The 26,071-nt window shown below is 61.1% G+C and carries 30 protein-coding genes; 18 read left to right on the forward strand and 12 right to left on the reverse strand.

Features of this window, described 5'->3' with window-relative positions:
- Positions 1–120: 120 nt before the first annotated feature.
- Positions 121–555, reverse strand: a complete 435-nt coding sequence (locus ACZ0AZ_RS07050; protein WP_039757549.1) for an NINE protein — start codon at positions 553–555, stop codon at positions 121–123.
- A 248-nt stretch (positions 556–803) separates the two neighbouring features.
- Here ACZ0AZ_RS07050 and ACZ0AZ_RS07055 point away from each other — a divergent pair, with 248 nt between their 5' ends.
- Complete coding sequence (locus ACZ0AZ_RS07055; RefSeq protein ID WP_024014657.1) at positions 804–1,421, forward strand: C40 family peptidase; 618 nt, start codon at positions 804–806, stop codon at positions 1,419–1,421.
- 152 nt (positions 1,422–1,573) lie between these two features.
- Here ACZ0AZ_RS07055 and ACZ0AZ_RS07060 read toward each other — a convergent pair whose 3' ends face one another.
- Positions 1,574–2,608 carry a type IV pilus twitching motility protein PilT gene (locus tag ACZ0AZ_RS07060; RefSeq protein WP_016772732.1) on the reverse strand — a complete coding sequence of 345 codons (1,035 nt, stop codon included), beginning with the start codon at positions 2,606–2,608 and terminating at the stop codon, positions 1,574–1,576.
- Positions 2,609–2,664: 56 nt separating this feature from the next.
- Here ACZ0AZ_RS07060 and ACZ0AZ_RS07065 point away from each other — a divergent pair, with 56 nt between their 5' ends.
- The 9 genes from ACZ0AZ_RS07065 (at position 2,665) to ACZ0AZ_RS07105 (ending at position 9,369) form a co-directional block, all read left to right on the forward strand.
- The gene (locus ACZ0AZ_RS07065; protein WP_129997824.1) at positions 2,665–3,351 is read left to right on the forward strand and encodes a YggS family pyridoxal phosphate-dependent enzyme; all 687 of its coding nucleotides are present in this window, start codon (positions 2,665–2,667) and stop codon (positions 3,349–3,351) included.
- Positions 3,352–3,374: 23 nt separating this feature from the next.
- Positions 3,375–4,193 carry a pyrroline-5-carboxylate reductase gene (proC, locus tag ACZ0AZ_RS07070; protein WP_129997825.1) on the forward strand — a complete coding sequence of 273 codons (819 nt, stop codon included), beginning with the start codon at positions 3,375–3,377 and terminating at the stop codon, positions 4,191–4,193.
- Positions 4,194–4,203: 10 nt separating this feature from the next.
- Entirely contained in the window at positions 4,204–4,794 is a 591-nt protein-coding gene (locus ACZ0AZ_RS07075; RefSeq protein ID WP_039757546.1) for a YggT family protein, read from the forward strand.
- A gap of 205 nt (positions 4,795–4,999) precedes the next feature.
- Positions 5,000–6,139, forward strand: coding sequence for a homoserine O-succinyltransferase MetX (gene metX, locus ACZ0AZ_RS07080; protein ID WP_129997826.1), 1,140 nt, complete (start codon positions 5,000–5,002; stop codon positions 6,137–6,139).
- A 7-nt stretch (positions 6,140–6,146) separates the two neighbouring features.
- A complete protein-coding gene (metW, locus tag ACZ0AZ_RS07085) occupies positions 6,147–6,767 on the forward strand; it encodes a methionine biosynthesis protein MetW (RefSeq protein WP_039757544.1) in 621 nt (206 codons plus the stop codon).
- 26 nt (positions 6,768–6,793) lie between these two features.
- On the forward strand, positions 6,794–7,228 hold the full coding sequence (locus ACZ0AZ_RS07090; protein WP_129997827.1) for a DUF4426 domain-containing protein: 435 nt from the start codon (positions 6,794–6,796) through the stop codon (positions 7,226–7,228).
- Positions 7,225–7,821 (forward strand): RdgB/HAM1 family non-canonical purine NTP pyrophosphatase, encoded by a 597-nt coding sequence (rdgB, locus tag ACZ0AZ_RS07095; protein WP_129997828.1) that lies wholly within the window; start codon positions 7,225–7,227, stop codon positions 7,819–7,821. Before ACZ0AZ_RS07090 ends, rdgB begins: the two co-directional genes overlap by 4 nt.
- The gene (gene hemW / locus ACZ0AZ_RS07100; RefSeq protein WP_463537136.1) at positions 7,818–9,023 is read left to right on the forward strand and encodes a radical SAM family heme chaperone HemW; all 1,206 of its coding nucleotides are present in this window, start codon (positions 7,818–7,820) and stop codon (positions 9,021–9,023) included. Before rdgB ends, hemW begins: the two co-directional genes overlap by 4 nt.
- 22 nt (positions 9,024–9,045) lie before the next feature.
- Complete coding sequence (locus tag ACZ0AZ_RS07105) at positions 9,046–9,369, forward strand: DUF3392 domain-containing protein (RefSeq protein WP_008083808.1); 324 nt, start codon at positions 9,046–9,048, stop codon at positions 9,367–9,369.
- 132 nt (positions 9,370–9,501) lie between these two features.
- Here ACZ0AZ_RS07105 and trmB read toward each other — a convergent pair whose 3' ends face one another.
- The 4 genes from trmB to ACZ0AZ_RS07125 all read right to left on the reverse strand — a co-directional run bounded on the left by trmB (position 9,502) and on the right by ACZ0AZ_RS07125 (position 11,745).
- A complete protein-coding gene (trmB, locus tag ACZ0AZ_RS07110; protein WP_463537137.1) occupies positions 9,502–10,227 on the reverse strand; it encodes a tRNA (guanosine(46)-N7)-methyltransferase TrmB in 726 nt (241 codons plus the stop codon).
- Positions 10,228–10,236: 9 nt separating this feature from the next.
- Positions 10,237–11,031, reverse strand: coding sequence for a thiazole synthase (locus tag ACZ0AZ_RS07115; RefSeq protein WP_039757540.1), 795 nt, complete (start codon positions 11,029–11,031; stop codon positions 10,237–10,239).
- Between the two features lie 61 nt (positions 11,032–11,092).
- Complete coding sequence (gene thiS, locus ACZ0AZ_RS07120) at positions 11,093–11,293, reverse strand: sulfur carrier protein ThiS (protein WP_052269070.1); 201 nt, start codon at positions 11,291–11,293, stop codon at positions 11,093–11,095.
- 71 nt (positions 11,294–11,364) lie between these two features.
- The gene (locus tag ACZ0AZ_RS07125; RefSeq protein ID WP_039757539.1) at positions 11,365–11,745 is read right to left on the reverse strand and encodes a DUF423 domain-containing protein; all 381 of its coding nucleotides are present in this window, start codon (positions 11,743–11,745) and stop codon (positions 11,365–11,367) included.
- 74 nt (positions 11,746–11,819) lie between these two features.
- On the opposite strand from ACZ0AZ_RS07125, the gene mtgA reads away from it, so the two are divergent.
- On the forward strand, positions 11,820–12,542 hold the full coding sequence (mtgA, locus tag ACZ0AZ_RS07130) for a monofunctional biosynthetic peptidoglycan transglycosylase (RefSeq protein WP_129997832.1): 723 nt from the start codon (positions 11,820–11,822) through the stop codon (positions 12,540–12,542).
- Between the two features lie 179 nt (positions 12,543–12,721).
- Here mtgA and rpoH read toward each other — a convergent pair whose 3' ends face one another.
- The 4 genes from rpoH to ftsY form a co-directional block, all read right to left on the reverse strand.
- The gene (gene rpoH, locus ACZ0AZ_RS07135) at positions 12,722–13,576 is read right to left on the reverse strand and encodes an RNA polymerase sigma factor RpoH (protein ID WP_016772717.1); all 855 of its coding nucleotides are present in this window, start codon (positions 13,574–13,576) and stop codon (positions 12,722–12,724) included.
- Positions 13,577–13,691: 115 nt separating this feature from the next.
- The gene (gene ftsX, locus ACZ0AZ_RS07140) at positions 13,692–14,717 is read right to left on the reverse strand and encodes a permease-like cell division protein FtsX (RefSeq protein ID WP_129997833.1); all 1,026 of its coding nucleotides are present in this window, start codon (positions 14,715–14,717) and stop codon (positions 13,692–13,694) included.
- Positions 14,714–15,385: a cell division ATP-binding protein FtsE gene (gene ftsE, locus ACZ0AZ_RS07145; RefSeq protein ID WP_016772715.1), complete on the reverse strand. Its 672-nt coding sequence runs from the start codon at positions 15,383–15,385 to the stop codon at positions 14,714–14,716. The genes ftsX and ftsE overlap by 4 nt, the downstream gene beginning before the upstream one ends.
- A complete protein-coding gene (gene ftsY / locus ACZ0AZ_RS07150) occupies positions 15,382–16,872 on the reverse strand; it encodes a signal recognition particle-docking protein FtsY (RefSeq protein ID WP_463537138.1) in 1,491 nt (496 codons plus the stop codon). The genes ftsE and ftsY overlap by 4 nt, the downstream gene beginning before the upstream one ends.
- Here ftsY and ACZ0AZ_RS07155 point away from each other — a divergent pair.
- The 5 genes from ACZ0AZ_RS07155 (at position 16,871) to ACZ0AZ_RS07175 (ending at position 21,993) form a co-directional block, all read left to right on the forward strand.
- Positions 16,871–17,065, forward strand: coding sequence for a hypothetical protein (locus tag ACZ0AZ_RS07155; protein WP_056786354.1), 195 nt, complete (start codon positions 16,871–16,873; stop codon positions 17,063–17,065). The genes ftsY and ACZ0AZ_RS07155 overlap by 2 nt on opposite strands.
- Positions 17,066–17,480: 415 nt before the next feature.
- Positions 17,481–18,836, forward strand: coding sequence for a M16 family metallopeptidase (locus tag ACZ0AZ_RS07160; protein ID WP_310403389.1), 1,356 nt, complete (start codon positions 17,481–17,483; stop codon positions 18,834–18,836).
- The gene (locus ACZ0AZ_RS07165) at positions 18,829–20,319 is read left to right on the forward strand and encodes a M16 family metallopeptidase (RefSeq protein WP_129997836.1); all 1,491 of its coding nucleotides are present in this window, start codon (positions 18,829–18,831) and stop codon (positions 20,317–20,319) included. Before ACZ0AZ_RS07160 ends, ACZ0AZ_RS07165 begins: the two co-directional genes overlap by 8 nt.
- Positions 20,319–20,933 carry a 16S rRNA (guanine(966)-N(2))-methyltransferase RsmD gene (rsmD, locus tag ACZ0AZ_RS07170; RefSeq protein WP_016772711.1) on the forward strand — a complete coding sequence of 205 codons (615 nt, stop codon included), beginning with the start codon at positions 20,319–20,321 and terminating at the stop codon, positions 20,931–20,933. The genes ACZ0AZ_RS07165 and rsmD overlap by 1 nt, the downstream gene beginning before the upstream one ends.
- Before the next feature lie 64 nt (positions 20,934–20,997).
- Positions 20,998–21,993, forward strand: a complete 996-nt coding sequence (locus ACZ0AZ_RS07175) for a hydrolase (RefSeq protein ID WP_039757532.1) — start codon at positions 20,998–21,000, stop codon at positions 21,991–21,993.
- 252 nt (positions 21,994–22,245) lie between these two features.
- Here ACZ0AZ_RS07175 and ACZ0AZ_RS07180 read toward each other — a convergent pair whose 3' ends face one another.
- A complete protein-coding gene (locus ACZ0AZ_RS07180) occupies positions 22,246–23,100 on the reverse strand; it encodes a sulfurtransferase (RefSeq protein ID WP_129997839.1) in 855 nt (284 codons plus the stop codon).
- A 31-nt stretch (positions 23,101–23,131) separates the two neighbouring features.
- On the reverse strand, positions 23,132–23,803 hold the full coding sequence (locus tag ACZ0AZ_RS07185; RefSeq protein ID WP_016772708.1) for a TetR/AcrR family transcriptional regulator: 672 nt from the start codon (positions 23,801–23,803) through the stop codon (positions 23,132–23,134).
- A gap of 147 nt (positions 23,804–23,950) precedes the next feature.
- Between ACZ0AZ_RS07185 and ACZ0AZ_RS07190 the strand changes: the two genes are divergently transcribed.
- On the forward strand, positions 23,951–25,381 hold the full coding sequence (locus ACZ0AZ_RS07190) for a coniferyl aldehyde dehydrogenase (protein WP_129997840.1): 1,431 nt from the start codon (positions 23,951–23,953) through the stop codon (positions 25,379–25,381).
- Between the two features lie 29 nt (positions 25,382–25,410).
- On the forward strand, positions 25,411–25,956 hold the full coding sequence (locus ACZ0AZ_RS07195) for a twin-arginine translocation pathway signal protein (protein ID WP_129997841.1): 546 nt from the start codon (positions 25,411–25,413) through the stop codon (positions 25,954–25,956).
- Positions 25,957–26,071 lie beyond the last annotated feature (115 nt).

Consider the following 26,071-nt stretch of genomic DNA (forward strand, 5'->3'; position numbering starts at 1 on the left):
TTATCCCCGCTCGGCTGCGTAGCAGTCGCGAAGCCATTGCACGCGGTGGAACAAATCCACCGCGTTCTCGGATTCAGGACCGCTTCGCGGCCCAACGGGGATAAATCCCCTCGCCACAACTTACTGGAAGGCGCCGCGATTTTGCGCGTTGCGCACCGACACCTGGTCGTTCAGGGTCCAGAAGTCATACAGCACGCCAATAAAGAACAACCCACCCGTCAGCAGATACAGCAAACCGCTGATCCACTTGCCCTGATACATGCGGTGCACACCGAACACTCCGAGGAAGGTCAGCAGGATCCATGCGACGTTGTACTCAATCGGCCCGGCGGCAAAGCGCAGGTCGGCTTCGCGATCCATCGCCGGGATCAGGAATACGTCGATCAGCCAGCCAATCCCCAGCAAACCGAAGGTGAAGAACCAGATCGTCCCGGTCACCGGCTTGCCGTAATAAAAGCGGTGCGCGCCAGTGAATCCGAAAATCCACAGCAGGTAGCCGATAACTTTGCTGTGAGTGTCTTTTTCCTTCACGCGGGGTAGCTGATAGCTGTTCATTAAGACCTCATTGCACTCGATAGATAAATATTCTTCATTTCTTTGTGACTTTTTTACAGGTGGCCGACGTATGGCAAATGTTACCGTTGCTAGCGCGAAACCCTTGTAGAACCTGACTTCTGTCGGACAATTGCGTACTTTTTGAGCGTTTTTGGTTCCGTAGCCGGCGCTATGAATCGATGAACGGCCTCGGAACGGTAAAAAAAGCTGTTATAAAGTTGCGCGCTATCACTTACGAGCCACGCCTAATGCGACCATTTTTCAAGACATGGCTGACTATTTGCCTATTAATGCCACTGGCCGCCCACGCCACCAATCGTGAGCAACGTCTTCCTAACGTCAACGGCTTCACCCCTAAATCCCATGCTTCGGCTCCATCGAGCAAAAGCAGCAAGTCCAAGACCACCACGCTGAGCAGCAAGAGCCGCAGCAAGCTGGTGCCACCGATGGCGAGCAAGGAAAGCAGCAATGTGCTGAGCCGTGCGGTAAACGTCCTCGGTACACCTTATCGTTGGGGCGGCAGCAGCCCAAGTAAAGGCTTCGATTGCAGCGGTCTGGTGAAATATGCGTTCAACGACGCTACGTTCGACCTGCCACGCACCTCCAACGCCATGGCCAGCGGTCACGGCGAGAAGGTCGAACGCAAGGATCTGAAGCCGGGCGACCTGATTTTCTTCAACATCAAGAGCCGCCGGGTCAACCACGTTGCCATCTACCTGGGCAACGACCGCTTCATCCACGCACCGCGCCGGGGCAAAGCGGTGAGCATCGACACGCTGAACAAGCCGTACTGGGAAAAGCATTACGTCGTCGCCAAGCGCGTGTTGCCGAAAGAGCAACAGCAGCTGCGCGTAGTCCAGCGCTGAGCTGACTGATCCGGAAATCTGCTCAAGCAGTACTGCCCTCTTCGCGAGCAAGCTCGCTCCCACAGGTGAAAGCATTCCAGCTCAAGGAATGCAATTACATGTGGGAGCGAGCTTGCTCGCGAAAGGGCCGGTGAGAGCACCGAAAACCTCTTTCAGAAATTATCCGGGGTGCGCGCCTTCTCTCGCGCATGCTCGCGGCTGATCAAGCCCTTGGTCACCAGATCCTTCAGGCACATATCGAGTGTCTGCATCCCCAACGACCCACCGGTCTGAATCGCCGAATACATCTGCGCCACCTTGTCCTCGCGAATGAGGTTACGGATCGCCGACGTCCCGAGCATGATTTCATGCGCCGCCACCCGCCCGCCGCCGATCTTCTTGATCAACGTCTGCGACACCACCGCCAGCAACGACTCCGAGAGCATCGAACGCACCATCGACTTCTCGTCTCCGGGAAACACGTCGACCACGCGATCAATGGTCTTCGCCGCCGAGGTCGTGTGCAGCGTGCCGAACACCAGATGCCCGGTCTCGGCGGCGGTCAGCGCCAGGCGGATGGTTTCCAGATCACGCATTTCGCCGACCAGAATCACGTCCGGATCTTCACGCAGCGCCGAACGCAGTGCGGTGGCGAAGCTGCGGGTATCACGATGGACTTCGCGCTGATTGATCAGGCATTTGCGCGATTCGTGAACGAACTCGATGGGGTCTTCAATGGTGAGGATATGGTGATGGCGATGAGTGTTGAGGTAATCGATCATCGCCGCCAGCGTGGTCGATTTGCCGGAGCCGGTCGGCCCGGTGACCAGCACCAGCCCGCGCGGCGCATCGGTGATCTTGCGGAAAACATCGCCCATGGCGAGGTCTTCCATGCTCAGCACTTTCGACGGAATGGTACGGAACACAGCGCCGGCACCACGGTTCTGGTTAAAGGCGTTGACGCGAAAGCGCGCCACGCCGGGTACATCGAAGGAAAAATCCGTTTCCAGATTTTTCTCGAATTCGATGCGCTGGGTGTCGTTCATGATGTCGTAGATCAGATCGTGCACTTGCTTGTGGTCCAGCGCCGGCAGATTGATCCGCCGCACGTCGCCATCGACGCGGATCATCGGCGGCAGGCCGGCCGACAGGTGCAGGTCGGAAGCGCCCTGTTTGGCGCTGAAGGCCAGCAATTCAGTGATATCCATAGCGTCCCTCAATTCCAGTAGAATGCCGCGAACCTACAGACCGCCGGCGCCCCTTGATGTCCACGATAGCAGACAACATCCTTCAGGTTAGTTCGCGCATCCAGGCAGCGGCCAAAGCCGCGCACCGCGACGAAAACAGCATCCATTTGCTCGCCGTGAGCAAGACCAAACCCGCCCAGGCCCTGCGCGAAGCCTACGCCGCCGGCCTGCGCGACTTCGGCGAGAACTACTTGCAGGAAGCCTTGGGCAAACAGCTGGAGCTGGCCGACCTGCCCTTGATCTGGCACTTCATCGGCCCCATTCAATCGAACAAGACTCGCGCGATTGCCGAGCATTTCGACTGGGTGCACTCCGTGGATCGTCTGAAAATTGCCCAACGCCTGTCCGAACAACGCCCGCCCGAACTGCCGCCACTGAACATCTGCATTCAGGTCAATGTCAGCGGCGAGGCGAGCAAATCCGGTTGCACCCCGGCCGATCTGCCAGCGCTGGCCGAGGCCATCAGCGCGTTGCCACGCTTGAAGCTGCGCGGCTTGATGGCGATTCCCGAGCCGACCGAGGAGCGCGCCGAACAGGACGCTGCCTTCGCCGCCGTGCAGGCATTGCAGGCGAGCCTCGATCTGCCGCTCGACACACTGTCGATGGGCATGAGCCACGACCTCGAGTCGGCCATCGCCCAAGGCGCCACCTGGGTGCGGATCGGTACCGCGCTGTTTGGCGCCAGAGATTATTCCCAGTCTTGAACGTTTCCAGATAAGGACCACACATGAGCAACACACGTATTGCGTTTATCGGTGCGGGCAACATGGCGGCCAGTCTGATTGGCGGCTTGCGCGCCAAGGGTCTGGAAGCGGCGCAGATCCGCGCCAGCGATCCGGGCGAAGAAACCCGTGCCAAGGTCAGCGCCGAACATGGCATCGAAACCTTCGCTGACAACGCCCAGGCCATCGACGGAGTCGATGTTGTCGTGCTGGCGGTCAAGCCACAGGCGATGAAAGCCGTGTGCGAGGCGATTCGCCCAAGCCTGCAGCCCAATCAACTGGTAGTGTCGATTGCCGCTGGCATCACCTGCGCGAGCATGACCGCATGGCTCGGCGAGCAGCCGATCGTGCGCTGCATGCCCAATACTCCGGCGCTGCTGCGTCAGGGTGTCAGCGGTCTGTACGCGACCAGTGAAGTCACCGCCCAGCAGCGTCAGCAAGCCGAAGAGCTGCTGTCCGCCGTCGGCATCGCCCTGTGGCTGGACGAAGAACAGCAACTGGACGCAGTCACCGCAGTGTCCGGCTCCGGCCCGGCGTACTTCTTCCTGCTGATCGAAGCGATGACCGCCGCCGGCGTCAAACTTGGCCTGCCAAAAGCAATCGCTGAGCAACTGACCGTGCAGACTGCCTTGGGCGCCGCGCACATGGCGGTGTCCAGCGATGTCGACGCCGCCGAATTGCGTCGCCGCGTGACCTCGCCGAATGGCACTACGGAAGCGGCGATCAAATCATTCCAGGCTGGCGGCTTTGAAGCGCTGGTTGAAACCGCACTCGGCGCCGCCGCGCACCGCTCGGCCGAAATGGCCGAACAACTGGGCAAATAAGGAGCCTTACATGATCGGATTGAACACCGCAGCGGTTTACGTGCTGCAAACCCTCGGCAGCCTGTACCTGCTGATCGTGCTGCTGCGCTTCGTCCTGCAACTGGTGCGGGCGAACTTCTACAATCCGCTGTGCCAGTTCGTGGTCAAGGCCACCCAGCCGCTGCTCAAGCCTTTGCGCCGGATCATCCCGAGCCTGTTCGGCCTCGACATGTCGTCGCTGGTGCTGGCGATTCTGGTGCAACTGCTGCTGATGGCACTGACCCTGCTGCTGACCTACGGCACCACCGGTAACCCGCTGCAACTGTTGATCTGGTCGCTGATCGGCGTCACTGCTCTGTTCCTGAAGATCTTCTTCTTCGCTCTGATCATCAGCGTGATCCTGTCGTGGGTCGCACCGGGCAGCCACAATCCGGGCGCCGAACTGGTCAACCAGATCTGCGAGCCGGCACTGGCACCGTTCCGCCGCTTCCTGCCGAACCTCGGCGGCCTGGACCTGTCGCCGATCTTCGCCTTCCTTGCACTCAAACTGATCGACATGCTGGTGATCAACAATCTGGCAGCGATGACGATGATGCCGGAGATTCTGCGTTTGCTGATGTAACCGAGTGCGTTCGGTCTGACTGACCGAGTCGCCTTTTTCGCGAGCAGGCTCGCTCCCACATTGGAATGCATTTCAACTGTGGGAGCGAGCCTGCTCGCGAATGGCTGCACCTCGATCCGAAGCGAAAACGCCGGACCTGATCGTTGCTTGCCGCTAACCCCCCCGGTCTTTAGACTTACGCCTCATTTCAACGAGAGCAGGGTCGATGCCAACTGCCTTTCCCGCCGATTCTGTTGGCCTGGTAACGCCACAAACCGCGCATTTCAGCGAGCCGCTGACGCTGGCCTGTGGCCGTTCGCTGGCCGCTTATGACCTGATCTATGAAACCTACGGCACGCTGAACGCTCAGGCGAGCAACGCCGTGCTGATCTGCCACGCCTTGTCCGGTCACCACCACGCTGCCGGCTATCACAACGTCGACGACCGCAAGCCCGGTTGGTGGGACAGCTGCATCGGCCCCGGCAAGCCGATCGACACCAATAAATTCTTCGTGGTCAGCCTGAACAACCTCGGCGGCTGCAACGGCTCCACCGGGCCGAGCAGCATCAACCCGGAGACCGGCAAGCCGTTCGGCGCTGATTTCCCGGTGCTCACCGTCGAAGACTGGGTGCACAGCCAGGCGCGCCTCGCTGATTTGCTCGGCATCGGCCAGTGGGCAGCGGTGATCGGCGGCAGCCTCGGCGGCATGCAGGCGTTGCAATGGACCATCACCTACCCGGATCGCGTGCGGCACTGTCTGGCGATCGCCTCGGCGCCGAAACTGTCGGCGCAGAACATCGCCTTCAACGAAGTCGCGCGTCAGGCGATCCTCACCGACCCGGAATTCCACGGTGGTTCGTTCCAGGAAGCCGGCGTGATCCCCAAGCGCGGGCTGATGCTGGCGCGCATGGTCGGGCACATCACCTATCTGTCCGACGACTCCATGGGTGAGAAATTCGGCCGTGGCCTGAAGAGCGAAAAGCTCAACTACGACTTCCACAGTGTCGAGTTTCAGGTCGAGAGCTACCTGCGTTATCAGGGCGAAGAGTTTTCCGGGCGCTTCGATGCCAACACCTATCTGTTGATGACCAAAGCGCTGGATTACTTCGATCCGGCGGCGAACTTCGAAGATGATCTGGCGAAAACCTTTGAAAACGCTACGGCAAAATTCTGCGTGATGTCGTTCACCACCGACTGGCGCTTCTCCCCTGCGCGCTCGCGGGAACTGGTGGATGCGCTGATGGCTGCGCGCAAGGACGTCAGTTATCTGGAAATCGACGCGCCCCAAGGCCACGACGCCTTCCTGATTCCGATCCCGCGTTACTTGCAGGCATTCGGCAATTACATGAACCGCATTTCGTTGTGAGAAAGCCATGAGAGCTGATCTGGAAATCATCCAGGAATGGATCCCCGCCGGCAGCCGCGTCCTCGACCTCGGTTGCGGTGACGGCGAGCTGCTGACCTGGCTGCGCGACAACAAGAACGTCACCGGTTATGGCCTGGAAAACGACGCCGACAACATCGCCGAGTGCGTGGCCAAGGGCATCAACGTCATCGAGCAGGATCTGGACAAAGGCCTGGGCAACTTTGCCAGCAACAGTTTCGACATCGTCGTCATGACCCAGGCCCTGCAAGCGGTGCATTACCCGGACAGGATCCTCGACGAAATGCTCCGGGTCGGTCGCCAATGCATTATCACCTTCCCCAACTTCGGCCACTGGCGCTGCCGCTGGTACCTGGCGAGCAAGGGCCGTATGCCGGTCTCGGAATTCCTCCCCTATACCTGGTACAACACGCCGAACATCCACTTCTGCACCTTCGAGGATTTCGAAGAACTGTGCCGCGAACGTGACGCGAAGGTCATTGATCGGCTTGCCGTGGATCAACAGCACCGGCACGGGTGGGCCAGTAAGCTATGGCCTAATCTGTTAGGTGAAATCGGCATCTATCGCGTCAGCAGTCCGCAGTTGGCGGACCACCGAGTCGCGGTCTGAGCCAGGGCATTTGAAGGAGCACGAACATGAGTCGTCTAGCGTTGCTGTTACTCACCGCCTGCCTGAGCGCCAGCACCATGGCGGCGGATGTCATCAAGGGTGAACGCAAGGAAACCTTCGGTGACGTCACGGTGCACTACAACACGTTCAACTCGACGTTCCTGCAACCGGACATCGCCAAGGCTGCCGAGCTGATCCGCAGCAAGAACCAGGGCGTGATCAACGTCTCGGTGGTCAAGGACGGCAAACCGGTGATCGCCAGCGTCACCGGCACGATCAAGGACCTGACCAGCAACAGCGTGGCGCTGAACTTCCGCCAGGTCACCGAACAGGGCGCGATCTACTACATTGCTCAGTACCCAGTGCCGCAGCAGGAAACCCGCACCTTTGAAATCAAGGTGCAGAACGGCGACAAGATCAACACCATCAATTTCAACCAAGAACTCTTCCCCGGCGAATGATGAACATCAAGCAGCTCGTACTGGCCAGCCATAACGCCGGCAAACTCAAAGAACTCCAGGCCATGCTCGGCGACTCGGTGCAACTGCGCTCGATTGGCGAGTGGAGCAAGGTCGAGCCGGAAGAAACCGGCCTGTCGTTTGTCGAGAACGCGATCCTCAAGGCCCGCAATGCCGCGCGCATTTCCGGGCTGCCGGCACTGGCCGACGACTCCGGGCTGGCAGTGGACTTCCTCGGCGGCGCGCCGGGCATCTACTCGGCGCGTTACGCCGACGGCCAGGGCGATGCGGCGAACAACGCCAAACTGCTCGATGCGCTGAAAGATGTGCCAGAAGCCGAGCGCGGTGCGCAGTTCGTTTGCGTGCTCGCGCTGGTGCGCCACGCCGATGATCCGCTGCCGATTCTCTGCGAAGGCCTGTGGCATGGGCGCATCCTCACCGCAGCCAGCGGCGCACACGGTTTCGGTTACGACCCGCTGTTCTGGGTGCCGGAGCGCGATTGCTCCAGCGCCGAGCTGAGCCCGGCCGACAAGAACCAGATCAGCCACCGCGCCCGTGCAATGGATCTGCTGCGCCAGCGTCTGGGCTTGAAATGACCACTGATTCTTCCGCGTCGTCGCTGATCATCGGCGGCGCCGCGTCCTCGCCTCGGGCACCGCTGCCAACCCTGCCGCCCCTGGCGCTGTACATCCACATTCCGTGGTGCGTGCGCAAATGCCCCTATTGCGATTTCAACTCGCACACCGCCAGCCCGGTGCTGCCGGAGCAGGAATACGTCGACGCGTTGCTGGCCGATCTCGATCAGGATCTGCATGCGGCGTATGGCCGTGAGCTGACCTCGATTTTCTTCGGTGGTGGTACGCCAAGCCTGTTCAGCGCCGAAGCCCTCGGGCGTTTGTTGCAGGGCGTCGAGCAGCGCATCCCGTTTGCCGCCGACATCGAAATCACCCTTGAGGCGAATCCGGGCACCTTCGAGCAAGAGAAGTTTGTCGCCTATCGCAAGCTGGGAATCAATCGCCTGTCGATCGGTATCCAGAGCTTTCAGCAGGAAAAGCTTGAAGCCCTCGGCCGCATTCACAACGGTGACGAAGCCGTGCGTGCGGCAGGCATGGCGCGGCAGGCCGGGTTCGATAATTTCAACCTCGACTTGATGCATGGCTTGCCTGATCAGTCGCTGGACGATGCCTTGAGCGATCTGCGCCAGGCCATCGCGCTGAAGCCGACGCACATTTCCTGGTATCAACTGACGCTGGAGCCGAACACGGTGTTCTGGAACCAGCCGCCAGTGCTGCCGGAAGACGACACGCTGTGGGACATTCAGGAAGCCGGCCAAGCGCTACTGGCCGAGCACGGTTACGCGCAATACGAAGTGTCGGCGTATGCCCAGGCCGGTCGCCCGGCGCGACATAACCTCAATTACTGGAGTTTTGGCGACTTCATCGGCATTGGCGCCGGTGCCCATGGCAAGTTGAGCCGCCCGGACGGGCGCATCGTGCGCACATGGAAAACCCGCCTGCCGAAGGATTATCTGAACCCGGCGAAAAGCTTTCAGGCCGGCGAGAAATCCCTGAGCAATGACGAGATGCCGTTCGAGTTCCTGATGAACGCCCTGCGCCTGACCGCCGGGGTCGAATCGCGCCTGTATCCGGAACGCACCGGCCTGTCGCTGGAGACCCTCGCCGAAGGCCGCCGCGAGGCCGAACAAAGCGGCCTGTTGCAGGTCGAACCGTCACGCCTGGCGACGACCGAACGCGGCCAGCTGTTCCTCAACGACTTGCTGCAACAATTTCTGAACTGACCACAGCTCAAAGGGAAAACGCATGGATTTGATACTCGACCTGCTGGCCACCGTCTCCCGCTGGAGCCGCAGCAATCTCTCGGAAATCGCTCTGGCGCTGGTCGGTTGCCTGCTGGTGCTGTTCGGCGCTGACTTCAAAGGCTGGGTCGAGCAACGCCTGGGCAGCATCGCCGGCGCCCTGCGCGTGCCCCTGATGGCCCTGCTCTGCCTGATTGGCAGCGGCGCCGCGCTGATCTACGCCACGCCGTGGGTGATCAAAGGCCTGAGCCAGTTCAACAACTACAGCCTGGCGCCGGTGCTGCTGGTGGTACTGGTGCTGATCGGCGTGGTTGCTGATCGCCGCTGACTCCGCAAACACCCCGAAACAAAATGTGGGAGCGAGCCTGCTCGCGAATACGGTGTGTCAGTCAACATCAGTGTTGAATGAACATCCGCTTTCGCGAGCAGGCTCGCTCCCACAGTTTTTATTGCGTGATGCTTAAGCGATCTTTTCGAACTTCAGATCCCACACGCCATGGCCAAGGCGCTCGCCACGGCGTTCGAACTTGGTGATCGGGCGTTCGGCCGGGCGCGGGACGCATTTGCCGTCTTCGGCGAGATTGCGGTAGCCCGGGGCGACGTTCATCACCTCCAGCATGTACTCGGCGTACGGCTCCCAGTCGGTGGCCATGTGCAGAATGCCGCCAACCTTCAACTTGCTGCGCACCAGTTCAGCGAACGAGGCCTGGACGATGCGGCGCTTGTGGTGGCGGCTCTTGTGCCACGGATCCGGGAAAAACAGCATCAGGCGATCAAGGCTGTTGTCGGCGATACAGCGGTTGAGCACTTCGATCGCGTCGCAATCGTAGACCCGCAGGTTGGTCAGCCCTTGGGTCAGCATGCCATTGAGCAGCGCGCCGACACCCGGACGGTGCACTTCAACACCGATGAAATCCTGCTCGGGAGCGGCGGCGGCCATTTCCAGCAGCGAGTGGCCCATGCCGAAACCGATTTCCAGCGAACGCGGTGCCGAGCGGCCGAACACCTGGTCGTAATCGACCGGCGCATCGGCCAGCGGCAGCACGTACAGCGGCGCGCCCTGGTCCAGACCGCGTTGCTGGCCTTCGGTCATGCGCCCGGCGCGCATCACGAAACTCTTGATGCGGCGGTGTTGGCGCTCGTCGCCTTCGTCCGGCTGGACAGGCGTGTCGTTCGATTCAGTCATCAATGGCTCTTACTTGATCAGACCATCCAGCGGCGAAGAGGCGCTGGCATAGAGTTTTTTCGGCATACGGCCAGCGAGGTAGGCCAGACGACCCGCGACGATGGCGTGTTGCATGGCTTGCGCCATCATCACCGGCTGCTGGGCGTGGGCGATGGCCGAGTTCATCAGTACGGCGTCGCAACCCAGTTCCATGGCGATGGTCGCATCGGAAGCAGTACCGACACCGGCATCGACCAGCACAGGAATCTTGGCTTCTTCAAGGATGATCTGCAGGTTGTACGGATTGCAGATACCCAGACCGGAGCCGATCAGACCGGCCAGCGGCATCACGGCGATACAGCCGATTTCCGCCAGTTGCCGGGCGATGATCGGGTCATCGCTGGTGTAGACCATCACGTCGAAGCCTTCCTTGACCAGCGTTTCGGCGGCCTTGAGGGTTTCGATCACGTTGGGGAACAGGGTTTTCTGGTCGGCCAGCACTTCCAGCTTCACCAGGTTGTGGCCGTCGAGCAACTCACGCGCCAGGCGGCAGGTACGCACGGCTTCGATGGCGTCGTAGCAACCGGCGGTGTTCGGCAGAAAGGTGTAGCGCTCCGGCGACAGCACGTCGAGCAGGTTCGGCTCGCCTTCGATCTGGCCCAGGTTGGTGCGGCGCACGGCGAAAGTGACGATCTCGGCACCCGAGGCTTCGATGGCCTGGCGGGTTTCTTCCATGTCACGGTACTTGCCGGTACCGACCAGCAAACGCGACTGGTAAGTACGACCGGCCAGCACAAAAGGCTTGTCGCTACGAACGATGCTCATAAGGAATCCTCTTGAGGGGTGAGGGTCTTGCAGAATTCTGTGCCCTTGCAAGCCGGGGCGATCAGCCGCCGCCGATGGCGTGTACTACCTCGACGTTGTCACCGTCGTTTAGCCTGGTATCGGCATGCTGGCTGCGCGGGACGATGTCCAGATTGAGCTCGACCGCCACGCGACGTCCGGTCAGATCCAGACGGGTGATCAGGCCCGCAACGGTTTCACCGTCGGGCAATTCAAAGGACTCGCCGTTCAACTGAATGCGCATGCACAACGCCGCCATCATTTTTAGGGGCTGGCATTCTAGCCCGATCATGACCTAAAGGTCAGTACCAAGCGTCAAGCGGTTAGCTGCAAGCGCCAGGCGGCGAGGCCGAGGCAAACCCAACCGATGAGAAACGCGAGGCCACCAAACGGCGTGATGATGCCGAGCTTGCTGATGCCGGTCATGGTCAGCACGTACAGGCTGCCGGAGAACAACAGGATGCCGATGGTGAAGGACACGCCGGCCCAAGTGATCAGTCGCCCTTGAATCTGCGTGGCCAGCAGCGCAACGCCGAACAGCGCGAGTGTGTGCACCAGTTGGTAGGTGACGCCCGTGTGGAAAATCGTCAGGTATTCCGGGGTCAGGCGGTTTTTCAGGCCATGGGCGGCGAACGCGCCCAGCGCAACGCCGGTGAATCCGAAAAAAGCGGCCAGCATCAAAAAGCCACGCAGCATGGGGAACTCCAGTCAGACGCCATCGGCAGGGTCTGTATAATGGCCCGCTCCACGGGTTCGGCCAAGCCATCTCTATGCTGCGTTCAATTTTCCGTCGTCTCACTAAGGCCCTGCTCTGGTTCGCCGGCGGCAGTGTCTTGCTGGTGCTGGTGTTTCGCTTCGTGCCTCCGCCGGGTACGGCGTTGATGGTCGAGCGCAAGGTCGAATCCTGGGTCGACGGCGAGCCGATTGACCTGCAGCGCACCTGGAAACCCTGGGACGAGATCTCCGATGACCTGAAAGTGGCGGTAATTGCTGGCGAAGACCAGAAATTCCCCGAGCACTGGGGCTTCGATCTGCGCGCGATTCAGGCTGCCCTGGCCCACAACGAACTGGGCGGTTCGATTCGCGGCGCCAGCACCTTGAGCCAGCAGGTGTCGAAAAATCTCTTTCTGTGGTCGGGCCGCAGTTATCTGCGCAAAGGCCTGGAAGCGTGGTTTACCGCGCTGATCGAGGTGTTCTGGCCCAAGCAGCGGATTCTCGAGGTGTACCTGAACAGCGTTGAGTGGGATGACGGCGTGTTTGGCGCTGAAGCGGCGGCCCGTCATCACTTTGGCGTGAGTGCGAAGTCATTGTCGCGTCAGCAGGCGAGTTATCTGGCCGCGGTACTGCCCAATCCACGGGTGTGGAGCGCGAGTCATCCGACCGGTTATGTATCGCGACGCGCCGGGTGGATTCGGCAGCAGATGAGTCAGTTGGGCGGCGACAGTTATTTGCTCGGACTGAATGATTCGCGACGGGCGCCTTGGTCTGAATAACGCCGAAAGACTAATTTGGGAGCGAGCCTGCTCGCGAAAGCGGTGTGTCAGCCTGTGTTGATGTCACTGATAAACCGCATTCGCGAGCAGGCTCGCTCCCACAGGGATTTATGTTGAAACAGAAATGAAAACGCCCCGATCATCGCTGATCGGGGCGTTTTTTATTGCTGAGGCGCCGGTTACGCGGCGATCGACAACTTGAGCTTGTTCATCGCGCTCTTTTCGAGCTGACGAATTCGCTCGGCCGACACGTTGTACTTCTGCGCCAGGTCGTGCAGCGTGGCTTTTTCTTCCGCCAGCCAGCGCTGGTAGAGGATGTCACGGCTGCGCTCGTCCAGCACTTCGAGTGCTTCGTGCAGGTTGGTGTTCGAGTTGTCGCTCCAGTCGGCATCTTCCAGTTGACGGGCCGGGTCGTACCGGTGGTCTTCCAGATAGTTGGCCGGCGACTGGAAAGCGCTGTCGTCGTCGGCTTCAGCAGCCGGGTCGAAGGCCATGTCGTGGCCGGTCAGGCGGCTTTCCATCTCGCGCACTTCACGTGGTTCGACGCCAAGGCTTTCCGCCACACGGTGGACTTCCTCGTTGTTCAGCCACGCCAGGCGCTTTTTCTGGCTGCGCAGGTTGAAGAACAGCTTGCGCTGGGCCTTGGTGGTCGCGACTTTCACAATGCGCCAGTTGCGCAGGATGAACTCGTGAATTTCCGCCTTGATCCAGTGCACGGCGAACGACACCAGACGCACACCCATTTCCGGGTTGAAGCGCTTGACGGCCTTCATCAGGCCGACGTTACCTTCCTGGATCAGGTCAGCCTGAGCCAGACCGTAGCCGGAATAGCTACGGGCAATGTGTACGACAAAACGCAGGTGGGCGAGCACCATCTGCCGAGCCGCCCCCAAATCCTGCTCATAGTAGAGACTCTCGGCCAGTTCACGCTCCTGCTCCGGCGTCAGCAATGGAATGCTGTTGACGGTGTGCACGTAGGCTTCCAGGTTCGCACCCGGAACCAGCGCATACGCAGGTTGCAAAGAATTGGTCATACGAAAAAACCTCCCACTTACATACTCGTGCCTCTCGGCACTGCGAAAAATTGACCGGGAACTCAGGTACAAGTTCCCATAAAAACCGCAAGGTCAATCACGCGCAAAAAAGATTCTACTTCGGCGCCAGCTCCCTGAGATGACGTGCGACTGCAATCCATGCACCGATATAACCCAACAGCACCGCGCCAAGCAAGAGCGACAGACCGTCGGCCACTGGCACACCGGCCAGGGCGAAATCACTGCCGTACAAGCCGGCCAGTCCAACCACCGCATCGTTCAGCCAGTTCAGGCCGAACGCCAATACACCCCAGGACAACAGCCCTGCACCGAAGCCATACAACGCGCCCATATACAGGAAAGGGCGACGCACATAACTGTCAGTGCCGCCGACGAGTTTAATCACTTCTATCTCGGTGCGGCGGTTTTCAATATGAAGACGAATGGTATTGCCTATCACCAAAAGTAATGCAGACACCAAAAGCACCGTCAGACCGAAGACAAAGCGGTCGCCAAGCTTGAGGATGGCTGCCAGACGCTCGACCCAGACTAGATCAAGTTGCGCCTGTTGTACCTTGGGCAGCTCGGAAAGTTTTTGTCTTAATGCTTCGAGTGTCGGCTTGTCGACTTCGTTCGGTGTCACCAGCACTACACCGGGCAAAGGGTTTTCCGGCAGCTCACGCAGGGCTTCGCCCAGGCCGGACTGCTGCTGGAACTCCTCCAGCGCCTGATCGCGGCCAACATATTCGGCATCGGCTACGCCGGGCATGGCTTTGATCTGCTCACGCAGCGACTCGCCCTGCTCCGGGCTGGCGTCGAGTTGCAGGTACAGGGAAATCTGCGCCGCGCGCTGCCAGGAACCGCCAAGACGCTCGACGTTGTTAAGCAACAGCGACAGCCCCATCGGCAGACTCAATGCAACGGCCATCACCATGCAGGTGAAGAAGCTGCCGATCGGCTGTTTGCCGAGGCGGCGCAGGCTGTCGAGCAGGCTGGCGCGATGGCTTTCGATCCAGGCGTGAAACAGCGTGGCGAAGTCCGGGCCATCGTCATCGTCGTGCTTTTTCTTCTTTTGCGGTTGCGGGTCGGCGGCCTTCGGGGCCACACGCTCGGAAACCTTCGGACTGCGTGTCGCACTCATACCCCGGCCTCCCCGTCGCCGATCAGGCGGCCGCGTTGCAGGGTCAGCATGCGATGACGCATGCGCGCGATCAGCGCCAGGTCGTGACTGGCGATCAGCACGCTGGTGCCCAAGCGGTTGATGTCTTCGAACACGCCCATGATCTCCGCCGCCAGACGCGGGTCGAGGTTACCGGTCGGTTCGTCCGCCAGCAGCAAGGCCGGGCGGTGGACGATGGCGCGGGCGATGCCGACGCGCTGTTGCTGACCGGTGGACAGGTCGCCCGGGTACAGATCGGATTTGTCCGACAGTGCCACGCGCTCCAGCGCCGAATCGACGCGCTTGGCAATCTCGACCTTGGACAGGCCGAGGATCTGCAGCGGCAAGGCGACGTTGTTGAACACCGTACGATCGAACAGCAACTGATGATTCTGGAACACCACGCCGATCTGTCGGCGCAGAAACGGAATCTGCGCGTTGCTGATGGTGCTCAGGTCTTGCCCGGCGAGCAGCAATTTGCCGCTGGTCGGCCGTTCCATTGCCAGCAACAGGCGCAACAGCGTGGATTTACCGGCGCCGGAGTGGCCGGTGACAAACAAGAACTCGCCACGACGGACTCGAAAGCTCAGCTCATGCAAGCCGACGTGACCGTTCGGGTAGCGTTTACCGACCTGTTCGAAACGAATCATGAACGCTCCCGCTCGGCAAACAGCGCCTGGACAAAGGGTTCGGCTTCAAAGGTACGCAAATCGTCGATGCCTTCACCGACGCCGATGTAGCGGATCGGCAGGCCGAACTGCTTGGCCAGGGCGAAAATCACTCCGCCCTTGGCGGTGCCGTCGAGCTTGGTCAGCGCCAGACCGGTCAGTTCGACGGTCTGATTGAACTGCTTGGCCTGATTGATGGCGTTCTGGCCAGTACCGGCGTCGAGCACCAGCAACACTTCGTGCGGCGCGTCGGCGTCGAGCTTGCCGATCACCCGGCGAACTTTCTTCAGCTCTTCCATCAGGTTGTCTTTGGTGTGCAGACGACCGGCGGTGTCGGCGATCAGCACATCGATGCCACGGGCCTTGGCTGCTTGCACCGCGTCGAAGATCACCGAAGCCGAATCAGCGCCGGTGTGCTGAGCGATCACCGGAATCTTGTTGCGCTCGCCCCAGACCTGCAATTGTTCTACCGCCGCAGCACGGAAGGTATCGCCGGCGGCGAGCATGACTTTCTTGCCTTCCAGTTGCAGTTTCTTCGCCAGTTTGCCGATGGTGGTGGTTTTGCCGGCGCCGTTGACGCCGACCACCAGAATCACGAACGGCTTGTTCTGCGAGGCTATTTTTAGTGGCTGTTCGACCGGTTTGAGCATCGCTGCCAATTCGGCCTGCAGAGATTTGTACAGGGCGTCGGCGTCTGCCAGTTCCTTGCGTGCGACCTTCTGGGTCAGGCGCTGGATGATCTGCGTGGTGGCTTCAACGCCGACGTCGGCGGTGAGCAGACGGGTTTCGAGGTCGTCGAGCAACTCATCGTCGATGGTCTTGCGCCCGAGGAACAGGCTGGCCATGCCCTCGCCGATGCTGGCGCTGGTCTTTGACAGGCCTTGTTTGAGGCGAGCGAAGAAACCGGCTTTGGTTTCTTCGGTGCGCGGGGTTTCGACGGACGTTTCTACAGGCGCTTCCATGGGCACGACCGGAGCGACAACTGGCGCAGCGGCAAGCGGTGCAGGCTCAGGCTCAGGCTCGGATGGCGGGACAACCGGAGCGACGGGTTCAGCAATGACCGGCGCGGGTTCGGCAACCGACTCAGGCACAGGCTGCGCAGCCGGCTCGGCGGCCGGCGCGGGAATCACAGGCGTCACATGCGGCGCTGCTTCTTCAACCAGGGCCACCGGCTCTTCTGCCACCGGCAAGGTCAGCCACGGCTCGGCAGCGGGCGTCAGCGGCAACTCGGCAGCGGCCGGTGTTTCACGCTCGGCTTCAGCCTCCGGTTGCAGCACCGGCTCAGCGATCGGCAGCACAATCGGCGCCGGCTCTTCTTCTATTACAGGCGCTGGCGCGGGGGCCGGCTCAGGAATCGCGGGCGGCTGTTCGACGACGGGTTCCTGCGGTTTCTTCCGCAGCCATCCGAACAGGCTTTTCTTCTCGCCAGCCGCAGCTGGGCTCTTCTTGTCGTCGTTGGAACCAAACATGGAGGACGGCTATCTCACGGTAGCGACGCGCCAACAGGGCGCCCCGGCAAATAAATATTCGATGCAGAACAGACTGTGTTTCACCCAGCTTGTTCACGCGCAACATTTTGTCGAGGCGCCGAAGGCACCTCAAACTTCAATTAACACGAAGGACTGGAGCGGCATCGTCGGCGAAAACGCGCAGTTCAGATGAAAAACTGCTGCTATCCGCGACAAACCCATACAGCCTGACCGGGTATCGAAACCTGATAGGCGTGGCCGCCAGTAAAACGGATCAGTATCCTAGGGCGTGTCATTGATCATTACCAGTACCGCGTGGCCGCCTGAAAACGGGCCAGACAAGGCGCAGGCCGCAGGGAATGTGCTTTCCTTGCCAAGGACTGCAACGCAGTATGGCCCGTTTTCAGGCGCCACCCGGAGGGCCGGGCCTGATAGTGTGCAGGGCTGCGTTGCTCGGAGTTTATTTGGAACAACCAAACCACACTCCTCGCGCCTTGCCCTGCACACTATCAGGCGCCGGCGCGGTACTGGTAATGATCAATGACACGCCCTACCTCTCGCCCGCCGACGCTAAGACCAAGCGGGCAGCCCAACAGGTTGAAAAACGAATGAATGCTCTAGCCCGCCGCGCTGCTGGCCTGCTGCTCAGCGCAGTCTGCCTGCCCCTTTCGGCCCTGGCGGCCGACCCGCAACCGACCCATGAATTCACCCTCGACAACGGCCTCAAGGTCGTCGTGCGCGAGGACCATCGTGCGCCGGTGGTCGTTTCGCAGATCTGGTACAAGGTCGGCTCCAGCTACGAGACTCCGGGCCAGACCGGTCTGTCCCACGCGCTCGAGCACATGATGTTCAAGGGCAGCGAGAAAGTCGGCCCCGGCGAAGCTTCGCTGATCCTGCGTGACCTCGGCGCCGAAGAGAACGCCTTTACCAGCGACGACTTCACGGCTTATTACCAGGTGCTGGCCCGTGATCGTCTCGGCGTGGCCTTCGAGCTGGAAGCCGACCGCATGGCAAACCTGCGCCTGCCGGCCGACGAGTTCGCCAAGGAGATCGAAGTCATCAAGGAAGAGCGCCGCCTGCGCACCGATGACAAGCCGATGTCCAAAGCCTACGAGCGCTACAAGGCCATGGCCTACCCGGCCAGCGGTTACCACACGCCGACCATCGGCTGGATGGCTGACCTCGACCGCATGAAAGTCGAGGAACTGCGCCACTGGTACCAATCCTGGTACGCGCCGAACAATGCCACGCTGGTGGTGGTCGGTGACGTCACTCCAGACGAAGTGAGAACCCTCGCCCAGCGCTATTTCGGCCCGGTCGCCAAACGCGACGTGCCACCGGCGAAAAAGCCGCTGGAACTGGCCGAGCCCGGCGAACGCCAGATCACCCTGCGCGTGCAGACCCAACTGCCGAGCCTGATGCTTGGCTTCAACGTGCCGAGCATTGCAACCGCTGAGGACAAACGCTCGGTCAACGCCCTGCGCCTGATCTCGGCGCTGCTCGACGGTGGCTACAGCGGGCGCATCCCGGCGCAACTGGAACGCGGCGAAGAGCTGGTCTCCGGCGGCTCGTCGGACTATGACGCCTACACCCGTGGCGACAGCCTGTTCACCCTGTCGGCGACGCCAAATACGCAGAAGAAAAAGACCATCGCCCAGGCCGAAGCCGGCTTGTGGAAACTGCTTGAGCAACTGAAAACCACCGCGCCGTCTGCCGAAGAGCTGGAACGCGTCCGTGCTCAAGTCATCGCTGGCCTGGTTTACGAGCGTGACTCGATCACCAGCCAGGCCACCGCGATCGGTCAACTGGAAACGGTCGGTCTGTCGTGGAAGCTGATGGACACCGAACTGGCCGATCTGGAAAGCGTGACCCCGCAAGACATCCAGAACGCCGCGAAAAACTATTTCACCCGCGAACGTCTCAGCGTCGCCCACGTCCTGCCAATGGAGACGACTCATGAGTGAGCGCAAAACCCCACGCCTGATGCTGCTTGGCCTGCTCGCTGTCGCGGTGATCGGCTCGGCAGCGGTTTATTTGTCGCCAAGCGCTGACAGCAAGGCCAGCGAAGCACTGGATAACGCCAAGTCCAGCCAGAAACTGCAATCGCTGGCCGAACTCGACGGCAAGGCCCCGGCCAGCCGCAAGCTCGATGTGCAGACCTGGAACACCGCTGAAGGCGCGAAAGTGCTGTTCGTCGAAGCCCATGAACTGCCGATGTTCGACATGCGCCTGATCTTCGCCGCGGGCAGCAGCCAGGATGGCAACGTCCCCGGCCTCGCCGTGCTGACCAACGCCATGCTCAACGAAGGCATCGCCGGCAAAGACGTCGGCGCCATCGCTCAAGGGTTTGAAGGCCTCGGCGCCGACTTCGGCAACGGTGCGTTCAAGGACATGGCGCTGGCTTCGCTGCGCAGTCTGAGCGCACCTGAGCAGCGTGAACCGGCGTTGAAGCTGTTCGCCGATGTGGTCGGCAAACCGACCTTCCCCGCCGACTCCTTCGCGCGCATCAAGAACCAGCTGCTCGCCGGTTTCGAGTACCAGAAACAGAACCCCGGCAAACTCGCCAGCCTCGAGCTGATGAAGCGTCTGTACGGCGATCACCCATACGCGCATTCCAGCGATGGCAATGCGCAAAGCGTGCCGAAGATCACTGTCACGCAATTGCGCGAGTTTCATGCCAAGGCCTACGCCGCCGGCAACGCTGTGATTGCACTGGTCGGCGACCTGTCGCGAGCTGAAGCCGAAGCGATCGCCAATCAGGTCTCTTCTGCCCTGCCGAAAGGTCCGGCACTGGCGAAAATCGCCGCACCGCAGGAACCGAAAGCCAGCGTCAACCACATCGAGTTTCCGTCAAAACAGACCAACCTGATGCTCGCGCAACTGGGCATTGATCGCGACGATCCGGATTACGCCGCGCTGTCGCTGGGCAACCAGATCCTCGGCGGCGGTGGTTTCGGCACGCGCCTGATGAGCGAAGTGCGCGAGAAGCGTGGCCTCACCTACGGCGTGTATTCGGCGTTCAGCCCGATGCAGACCCGTGGGCCGTTCATGATCAATCTGCAGACCCGCGCCGAGATGAGCGAAGGCACCCTGAAGCTGGTGCAGGACGTGCTCGCCGACTACCTGAAAACCGGGCCGACACAGAAAGAACTCGACGATGCCAAGCGCGAACTGGCCGGCAGCTTCCCGCTGTCCACCGCGAGCAACGCCGACATCGTTGGCCAGCTCGGCGCGATGGGCTTCTATAATCTGCCGCTGAGCTATCTCGACGATTTCATGCGTCAGTCGCAGAGCCTGACTGTGGAGCAGGTCCGCGATGCGCTGAACAAACACCTGAGCACGGAGAAAATGGTCATCGTCACCGCTGGCCCGACCGTGCCGCAAAAGCCGTTACCGGCCCCATCTGATAAACCTGCCGAGCAACCGCTCGGGGTTCCGGAGCATTAATGGCCACTCGAGCACCGAAAAAACCTGTGCAAAACGTGCACAACGGCGTCAATCAGCTGCGCATCATTGGCGGCCAGTGGCGCAGCCGCAAGCTGAGCTTCCCCGACGCGCCGGGCCTGCGCCCGACCCCGGATCGCGTGCGCGAAACCCTGTTCAACTGGCTTGCGCCGTATGTCGAAGGGGCGAAAGTGCTCGACCCGTTCGCCGGCAGCGGCGCGCTGTTTCTCGAAGCGCTGTCCCGAGGTGCGGCTACCGCTCAGGCGCTGGACGCCAGCAACGTTGCAGTATCGAGCCTGAAAGAGCACCTCGGCACCCTGCGTTGCAGCAACGGCCAGGTGCAAACTGCCGATGCGCTGCGCTACCTGGAAACCCAAACCGCAACGCCGTTCGACCTGGTGTTCCTCGACCCGCCGTTCAACCAGAACCTGTTGCCAGCGGTTTGTACCTTGCTGGAAGAGCGCCAATGGCTGGCGGCCGATTCGTGGATCTACACTGAAAGCGAAACAGCGCCATCGACGCTGGGCCTGCCGGGCAACTGGCGCCTGCATCGTGAACAGAAATCCGGTCGGGTTTTTTACGCGCTGTGGCAGCGCACGGCGGACATCGCCGGCTGACAAGGTCGCAAGCAACCTGCGGCGAGGGGGCGAGCTTCCTCGCCACAAGCCCATCGAGAATCTCGTGCCCCCTTCGCCAGAACGCTTCATCCCCGCCTTCGGCCTCGGCAATCCGCATCTGCAAACCTTGTGGGGGCCGCTGTGGCGCAAGACCGTGCACATCGAGCGCGAACGCGAACGCCTGTGGCTCGAGGACGGCGATTTCCTCGACCTCGACTGGCACGGCCCGCACAGCGCCGAGGCGCCGTTGGTGCTGGTGCTGCACGGGCTGACCGGTTCTTCCAATTCGCCCTATGTGGCGGGCATTCAAAAGGCCTTGGCCGACCAGGGCTGGGCCAGCGTCGCACTGAACTGGCGCGGTTGTTCCGGCGAGCCGAATCTGTTGCCGCGCAGCTACCACTCCGGCGCCAGCGAAGACCTTGCCGAAGCCATCCAGCACCTGCGCGCGAAACGACCGTTGGCGCCGTTGTACGCGGTCGGCTATTCGCTGGGCGGTAATGTGCTGCTCAAGCATCTGGGTGAAACCGGCAGCGACAGCGGCGTGCTCGGCGCGGTGGCCGTGTCGGTGCCGTTCAGGCTCGACCAGTGCGCAGACCGGATTGGCCAGGGGTTTTCGCGGGTTTATCAGGCGCATTTCATGCGCGAAATGGTCGCCTACATCAAGAACAAGCAGCGCCAGTTCCAGCATGACGGGCGTGAAGACGGCCTGGCGAAACTGGCCGCGCTCGGCTCGCTGGAAAACATGCGTACGTTCTGGGATTTCGACGGCCGGATCACCGCGCCGCTGCATGGATTCACCGATGCCGAGGATTACTACCGCCGCGCCTCAAGCCGCTACTACCTCGGCGAAATCCGCACGCCGACGCTGATCATTCAGGCGGCGGACGATCCGTTCGTATTTCCCCACAGCCTGCCGCAAGCCGACGAGTTGTCAGCCTGCACCCGGTTCGAATTGCAGGCGCGTGGCGGTCATGTCGGTTTTGTCGACGGCTCGGTGCGCAGGCCCGGGTATTACCTGGAACGGCGTATCCCGCAATGGCTGGCCGCACTCGGTCAATGAGCGCCGCATAACCCTTGCAGGAGTGAGCCTGCTCGCGATCGCGGTGTGTCAGTCTGGAAATTCAATGCCTGACAGGACGCCTTCGCGAGCAGGCTCGCTCCCACAGGGATTTGTTTCGGCATCAAAATGTATGGCACAACCTGGTTCATTGTGGGAGCGAGCCTGCTCGCGAAAGCGGTGAGTCAGTTGGCTTTTAACTCACAGACATACCGCTATCGCGAGCAGGCTCACTCCTACAGGAGATCGCTGTGTTTATTCGCCGGTGGCAATGCCGCGCGACGGCTCGTTGATCCACTCGCTCCACGATCCCGCATACAGCGCCCCCAGCGGATAACCGGCCAGGCACAGTGCAAACAGGTTGTGACACGCCGTCACCCCGGACCCGCAGTAGGCGACCAGTTCCGACGGTGAGCGATCGCCCAGTTTCGCGGCAAAGCGCTGCTTGAGCTGCTCGGCCGGCAAGAAGCGCCCATCACTGCCGAGGTTGTCGGTGAACGCCGCGCACTGCGCGCCGGGAATGTGCCCGGCGACCGGATCGATGGGTTCCATTTCGCCCTTGAAGCGCGGCAAGGCGCGGGCGTCGAGCAGGGTCAGGATTGGCTGGCCGAGGCGCTGCTGCAATTGTTCGGCGCTGAGCAACAGGCTCATGTCCGGCTGACCACTGAAGTTACCCGGCGTCACGCTCGGCGGATCCAGGCTCAGCGGCAGGCCGGCCGCGTGCCAGGCCTTGAGCCCGCCATCGAGAATGAACACGCCGTCGCGCTTGCCCAGCCATGCCAGCAACCACCACGCCCGCGCCGCATACGCACCCGGACCGTCGTCGTACAAAACCACATCGCTGTCGTTGCTGATGCCCCAGGCTTGCAGGCGCTCGATCAACACCGCCGGCTCAGGCAACGGATGACGCCCGGTCACGCCCTTCTCGACTTTACCGCTCAGATCCCGCTCCAGATCGGCGAAACTCGCCCCGGCAATGTGCCCTTCGGCGTAGCTGCGCTGGCCGTAATCCGGATCTTCGAGGGCAAAACGACAATCGAGAATCACCAGCCCCGGCTGCTCTTTGCGAGCGTCCAGTGCTTGTGGGCTGATCAACTGCGCAATCGACATAACGGGCTCCTGTGGAATTCGGCTGAACGGTTTATTTCACGTCTTCAAGGGCCTGCGCCAGCGGCACATAGAACTCGTCGAACAGTGCGTTGACTTCATCCCGCGCCTGATCGGTAACAAACCCTGCTTCCAGCACCAGCACCTGATACACGCCACGCTTCACGGCCTGTTCGCTGAGGTGGTTGGAGTTTTCCCGCGTGGTGCACAGAAAACGCACCCACGACGTCAGGATGATCCACGCATTGAGGGTCAGCGATTCGATCTGCACACGATCCATTTTCAGAATGCCGGCGGCGACAAAACCTTCGTAAATTGCGGCCCCCTGGATCACGCAGCGCTGGGAGAAACGCCGATAACGCGCGGCCAGTTCCGCATCGCTGTCGAGCAGATGCTCGAGGTCGCGGTGCAAAAAGCGGTAGCGCCACATGGCCGAGAGCAGTTCCTTGAGATAGAAACGCTTGTCCTCGACGGTCGCCGGACGGCCCTGAGGCGGACGCAAAAAGCTGTCCACCAGGGCTTCGTACTCACTGAACAACACGGCGATGATCGCCTGCTTGTTGGGGAAGTGGTAGTACAGGTTGCCCGGAGAAATCTCCATGTGCGCGGCGATGTGGTTGGTGCTGACGCTGCGCTCGCCCTGCTGATTGAACAGCTCCAGGCTGTTCTGAACGATGCGCTCGCTGGTTTTTATTCGTGGGGCCATGGCTTGAGCTTTAATTCAGAGTGCGTTGACGGCGCATCTTACGACCTAACCGGAAATGGATAAAACACTGACGTGCGCGGAAGTCGTTTGACTTTCTAGAGCATCGACTCTAAAAAGTGCTCATTACAATAAAATCCGGAGCCTGCGATGACTGCCGACATTGCCTACCTGCAAACCCTGCAACAGCCTCTTGAAACGCTCGATCGGCAGTTCCAGGCGCAACGAGCCGCGTACTCGGCCAACCCGATGCCGCTGGCCGCGCAACGTCAACAGTGGCTTAAGGCTTTACGCGATTTGCTTAGCAGCGAGCGGCAGGCATTGATCGACGCGATCAGCGCCGATTTCAGTCACCGCAGCGCCGACGAAACCCTGCTCGCCGAGCTGATGCCGAGCCTGCACGGCATTCACTACGCCAGTCGTCACCTGAAAAAATGGATGCAGCCCTCGCGGCGCAAGGTAGGCATGGCGTTCCAGCCTGCTTCGGCGAAGGTGGTTTATCAGCCGCTGGGCGTGGTCGGCGTGATCGTGCCGTGGAACTACCCGCTGTATCTGGCTGTGGGGCCGATGGTCGGCGCCCTGGCTGCCGGCAATCGGGTAATGCTCAAGCTCAGCGAATCGACCCCGGCTACCGGGCTGCTGCTCAAAGAACTGCTGGCGCGGATCTTTCCCGAAGACCTGGTGTGCGTGGTGCTGGGTGAGGCGGATGTCGGCGTGGCGTTCTCGCGTCTACCGTTCGATCATTTGCTGTTCACCGGTTCCACCAGCATCGGCAGACACGTCATGCGCGCTGCGGCGGAAAACCTCACGCCGGTCACCCTGGAACTGGGCGGCAAGTCGCCGGCCATCGTCTCCAGAGACGTACCGCTCAAGGACGCCGCCGAACGCATCGCCTTCGGCAAAACCCTCAACGCCGGGCAGACCTGCGTCGCGCCCGATTACGTGTTGGTGCCGGAAGACCGCGTCGGCGCTTTCGTCGAGGCCTATCGTCAGGCTGTGAAAGGCTTTTACCCGACCCTGGCCGACAACACCGACTACACCGCGATCATCAACGAACGCCAACTGGCCCGGCTGAACGGATACGTCAGCGACGCGACCAGCAAGGGCGCGCTGCTGATCCCGCTGTTCGAACAAGGCCAGGGCCGACGCATGCCGCACAGCGTGCTGCTCAATGTCAGCGATGAGATGACCGTGATGCAGGACGAAATCTTCGGCCCATTGCTGCCAATCGTGCCTTACCGCGATCTGGAGCAGGCATTCGCTTACATCAACCAGCGGCCTCGTCCTCTGGCTCTTTACTACTTTGGCTACGACAAACGCGAGCAGCATCGCGTACTGCACGAGACCCATTCCGGCGGTGTGTGCCTGAACGACACCTTGTTGCATGTGGCTCAGGACGACATGCCCTTCGGTGGCATCGGCCCCTCGGGCATGGGCCATTACCACGGCCACGAAGGTTTCCTGACGTTCAGCAAGGCCAAGGGCGTGCTGATCAAACAGCGCTTCAACGCTGCCCGGCTGATTTACCCGCCCTACGGCACATCAATTCAGAAACTGATTCAGAAGCTGTTCATTCGCTAAACGTTCGTCGACGCCGGGTAATAACAACAATGCACTCAAGCCTGACCGAAACACCCGCCCTGTCGCGCCGTGGCCTGCTGAAATTCAGCCTCGGCGCCACCGCGTTTCTCGCCACCGCCGGCCTTGGCGCCAGCCTCACTGGCTGCTCGTCGAGCGTCAGCGCCAACGGCTTTGTCGTTTTGCGCGACGGCGATCTGCTGTTCCTGCGCGCGCTGGTCCCGGTGATGCTCGACGGCGCCGTCGCCGCCGGGGAAATGCCCGCAGCGGTCGACGGCACGCTGAAGTCGCTGGACTACAGCCTTAATCACGTGTCGCCGGAAATGCTCAAGCTCACTCGGCAACTGTTCGACGTGCTGGGTATGGCCGTGACCCGTGGCCCGCTCACCGGCATCTGGGGCAGTTGGGAAAACGCCAGCCCTGAAGCGATGCGGCATTTCCTCGAACGCTGGGAGAACAGTTCACTGAGCTTGCTGCGCATGGGCCATAGCTCATTGCAGCAGATGGTGATGATGGCCTGGTACACCCGCGCCGAGTCCTGGGCTCACTGCGGTTATCCCGGGCCGCCGAAGGTCTGAAACCGGGGCGCGGCCTTCGCGAGCAGGCTCGCTCCCCTATTTGAAATGCATGTCCCTGTGGGAGCGAGCCTGCTCGCGAAGGGGCCAACTGCATCACCTCAGCATCCAGAATAAT

This window comes from Pseudomonas sp. AC239, from assembly GCF_979258545.1.

What these genes read in the sequence shown, in the direction of transcription:
- thiS (WP_052269070.1), bottom strand. Translation starts at nt 11,293, where the DNA reads ATGCGCATTCAGTTGAACGGCGAGTCCTTTGAATTGCCCGACGGTGAA.
- ACZ0AZ_RS07105 (WP_008083808.1), top strand. Translation starts at nt 9,046, where the DNA reads ATGGATTTGATACTCGACCTGCTGGCCACCGTCTCCCGCTGGAGCCGC.
- ftsX (WP_129997833.1), bottom strand. Translation starts at nt 14,717, where the DNA reads ATGAGTGCGACACGCAGTCCGAAGGTTTCCGAGCGTGTGGCCCCGAAG.
- metX (WP_129997826.1), top strand. Translation starts at nt 5,000, where the DNA reads ATGCCAACTGCCTTTCCCGCCGATTCTGTTGGCCTGGTAACGCCACAA.
- ACZ0AZ_RS07155 (WP_056786354.1), top strand. Translation starts at nt 16,871, where the DNA reads ATGGAGGACGGCTATCTCACGGTAGCGACGCGCCAACAGGGCGCCCCG.
- ACZ0AZ_RS07185 (WP_016772708.1), bottom strand. Translation starts at nt 23,803, where the DNA reads ATGGCCCCACGAATAAAAACCAGCGAGCGCATCGTTCAGAACAGCCTG.
- ftsE (WP_016772715.1), bottom strand. Translation starts at nt 15,385, where the DNA reads ATGATTCGTTTCGAACAGGTCGGTAAACGCTACCCGAACGGTCACGTC.
- ftsY (WP_463537138.1), bottom strand. Translation starts at nt 16,872, where the DNA reads ATGTTTGGTTCCAACGACGACAAGAAGAGCCCAGCTGCGGCTGGCGAG.
- trmB (WP_463537137.1), bottom strand. Translation starts at nt 10,227, where the DNA reads ATGACTGAATCGAACGACACGCCTGTCCAGCCGGACGAAGGCGACGAG.
- ACZ0AZ_RS07050 (WP_039757549.1), bottom strand. Translation starts at nt 555, where the DNA reads ATGAACAGCTATCAGCTACCCCGCGTGAAGGAAAAAGACACTCACAGC.
- ACZ0AZ_RS07180 (WP_129997839.1), bottom strand. Translation starts at nt 23,100, where the DNA reads ATGTCGATTGCGCAGTTGATCAGCCCACAAGCACTGGACGCTCGCAAA.
- ACZ0AZ_RS07195 (WP_129997841.1), top strand. Translation starts at nt 25,411, where the DNA reads ATGCACTCAAGCCTGACCGAAACACCCGCCCTGTCGCGCCGTGGCCTG.
- proC (WP_129997825.1), top strand. Translation starts at nt 3,375, where the DNA reads ATGAGCAACACACGTATTGCGTTTATCGGTGCGGGCAACATGGCGGCC.
- ACZ0AZ_RS07165 (WP_129997836.1), top strand. Translation starts at nt 18,829, where the DNA reads ATGAGTGAGCGCAAAACCCCACGCCTGATGCTGCTTGGCCTGCTCGCT.
- ACZ0AZ_RS07075 (WP_039757546.1), top strand. Translation starts at nt 4,204, where the DNA reads ATGATCGGATTGAACACCGCAGCGGTTTACGTGCTGCAAACCCTCGGC.
- ACZ0AZ_RS07125 (WP_039757539.1), bottom strand. Translation starts at nt 11,745, where the DNA reads ATGCTGCGTGGCTTTTTGATGCTGGCCGCTTTTTTCGGATTCACCGGC.
- metW (WP_039757544.1), top strand. Translation starts at nt 6,147, where the DNA reads ATGAGAGCTGATCTGGAAATCATCCAGGAATGGATCCCCGCCGGCAGC.
- ACZ0AZ_RS07055 (WP_024014657.1), top strand. Translation starts at nt 804, where the DNA reads ATGCGACCATTTTTCAAGACATGGCTGACTATTTGCCTATTAATGCCA.
- ACZ0AZ_RS07190 (WP_129997840.1), top strand. Translation starts at nt 23,951, where the DNA reads ATGACTGCCGACATTGCCTACCTGCAAACCCTGCAACAGCCTCTTGAA.
- ACZ0AZ_RS07160 (WP_310403389.1), top strand. Translation starts at nt 17,481, where the DNA reads ATGAATGCTCTAGCCCGCCGCGCTGCTGGCCTGCTGCTCAGCGCAGTC.
- rdgB (WP_129997828.1), top strand. Translation starts at nt 7,225, where the DNA reads ATGATGAACATCAAGCAGCTCGTACTGGCCAGCCATAACGCCGGCAAA.
- ACZ0AZ_RS07060 (WP_016772732.1), bottom strand. Translation starts at nt 2,608, where the DNA reads ATGGATATCACTGAATTGCTGGCCTTCAGCGCCAAACAGGGCGCTTCC.
- mtgA (WP_129997832.1), top strand. Translation starts at nt 11,820, where the DNA reads ATGCTGCGTTCAATTTTCCGTCGTCTCACTAAGGCCCTGCTCTGGTTC.
- rpoH (WP_016772717.1), bottom strand. Translation starts at nt 13,576, where the DNA reads ATGACCAATTCTTTGCAACCTGCGTATGCGCTGGTTCCGGGTGCGAAC.
- hemW (WP_463537136.1), top strand. Translation starts at nt 7,818, where the DNA reads ATGACCACTGATTCTTCCGCGTCGTCGCTGATCATCGGCGGCGCCGCG.
- ACZ0AZ_RS07090 (WP_129997827.1), top strand. Translation starts at nt 6,794, where the DNA reads ATGAGTCGTCTAGCGTTGCTGTTACTCACCGCCTGCCTGAGCGCCAGC.
- ACZ0AZ_RS07065 (WP_129997824.1), top strand. Translation starts at nt 2,665, where the DNA reads ATGTCCACGATAGCAGACAACATCCTTCAGGTTAGTTCGCGCATCCAG.
- rsmD (WP_016772711.1), top strand. Translation starts at nt 20,319, where the DNA reads ATGGCCACTCGAGCACCGAAAAAACCTGTGCAAAACGTGCACAACGGC.
- ACZ0AZ_RS07115 (WP_039757540.1), bottom strand. Translation starts at nt 11,031, where the DNA reads ATGAGCATCGTTCGTAGCGACAAGCCTTTTGTGCTGGCCGGTCGTACT.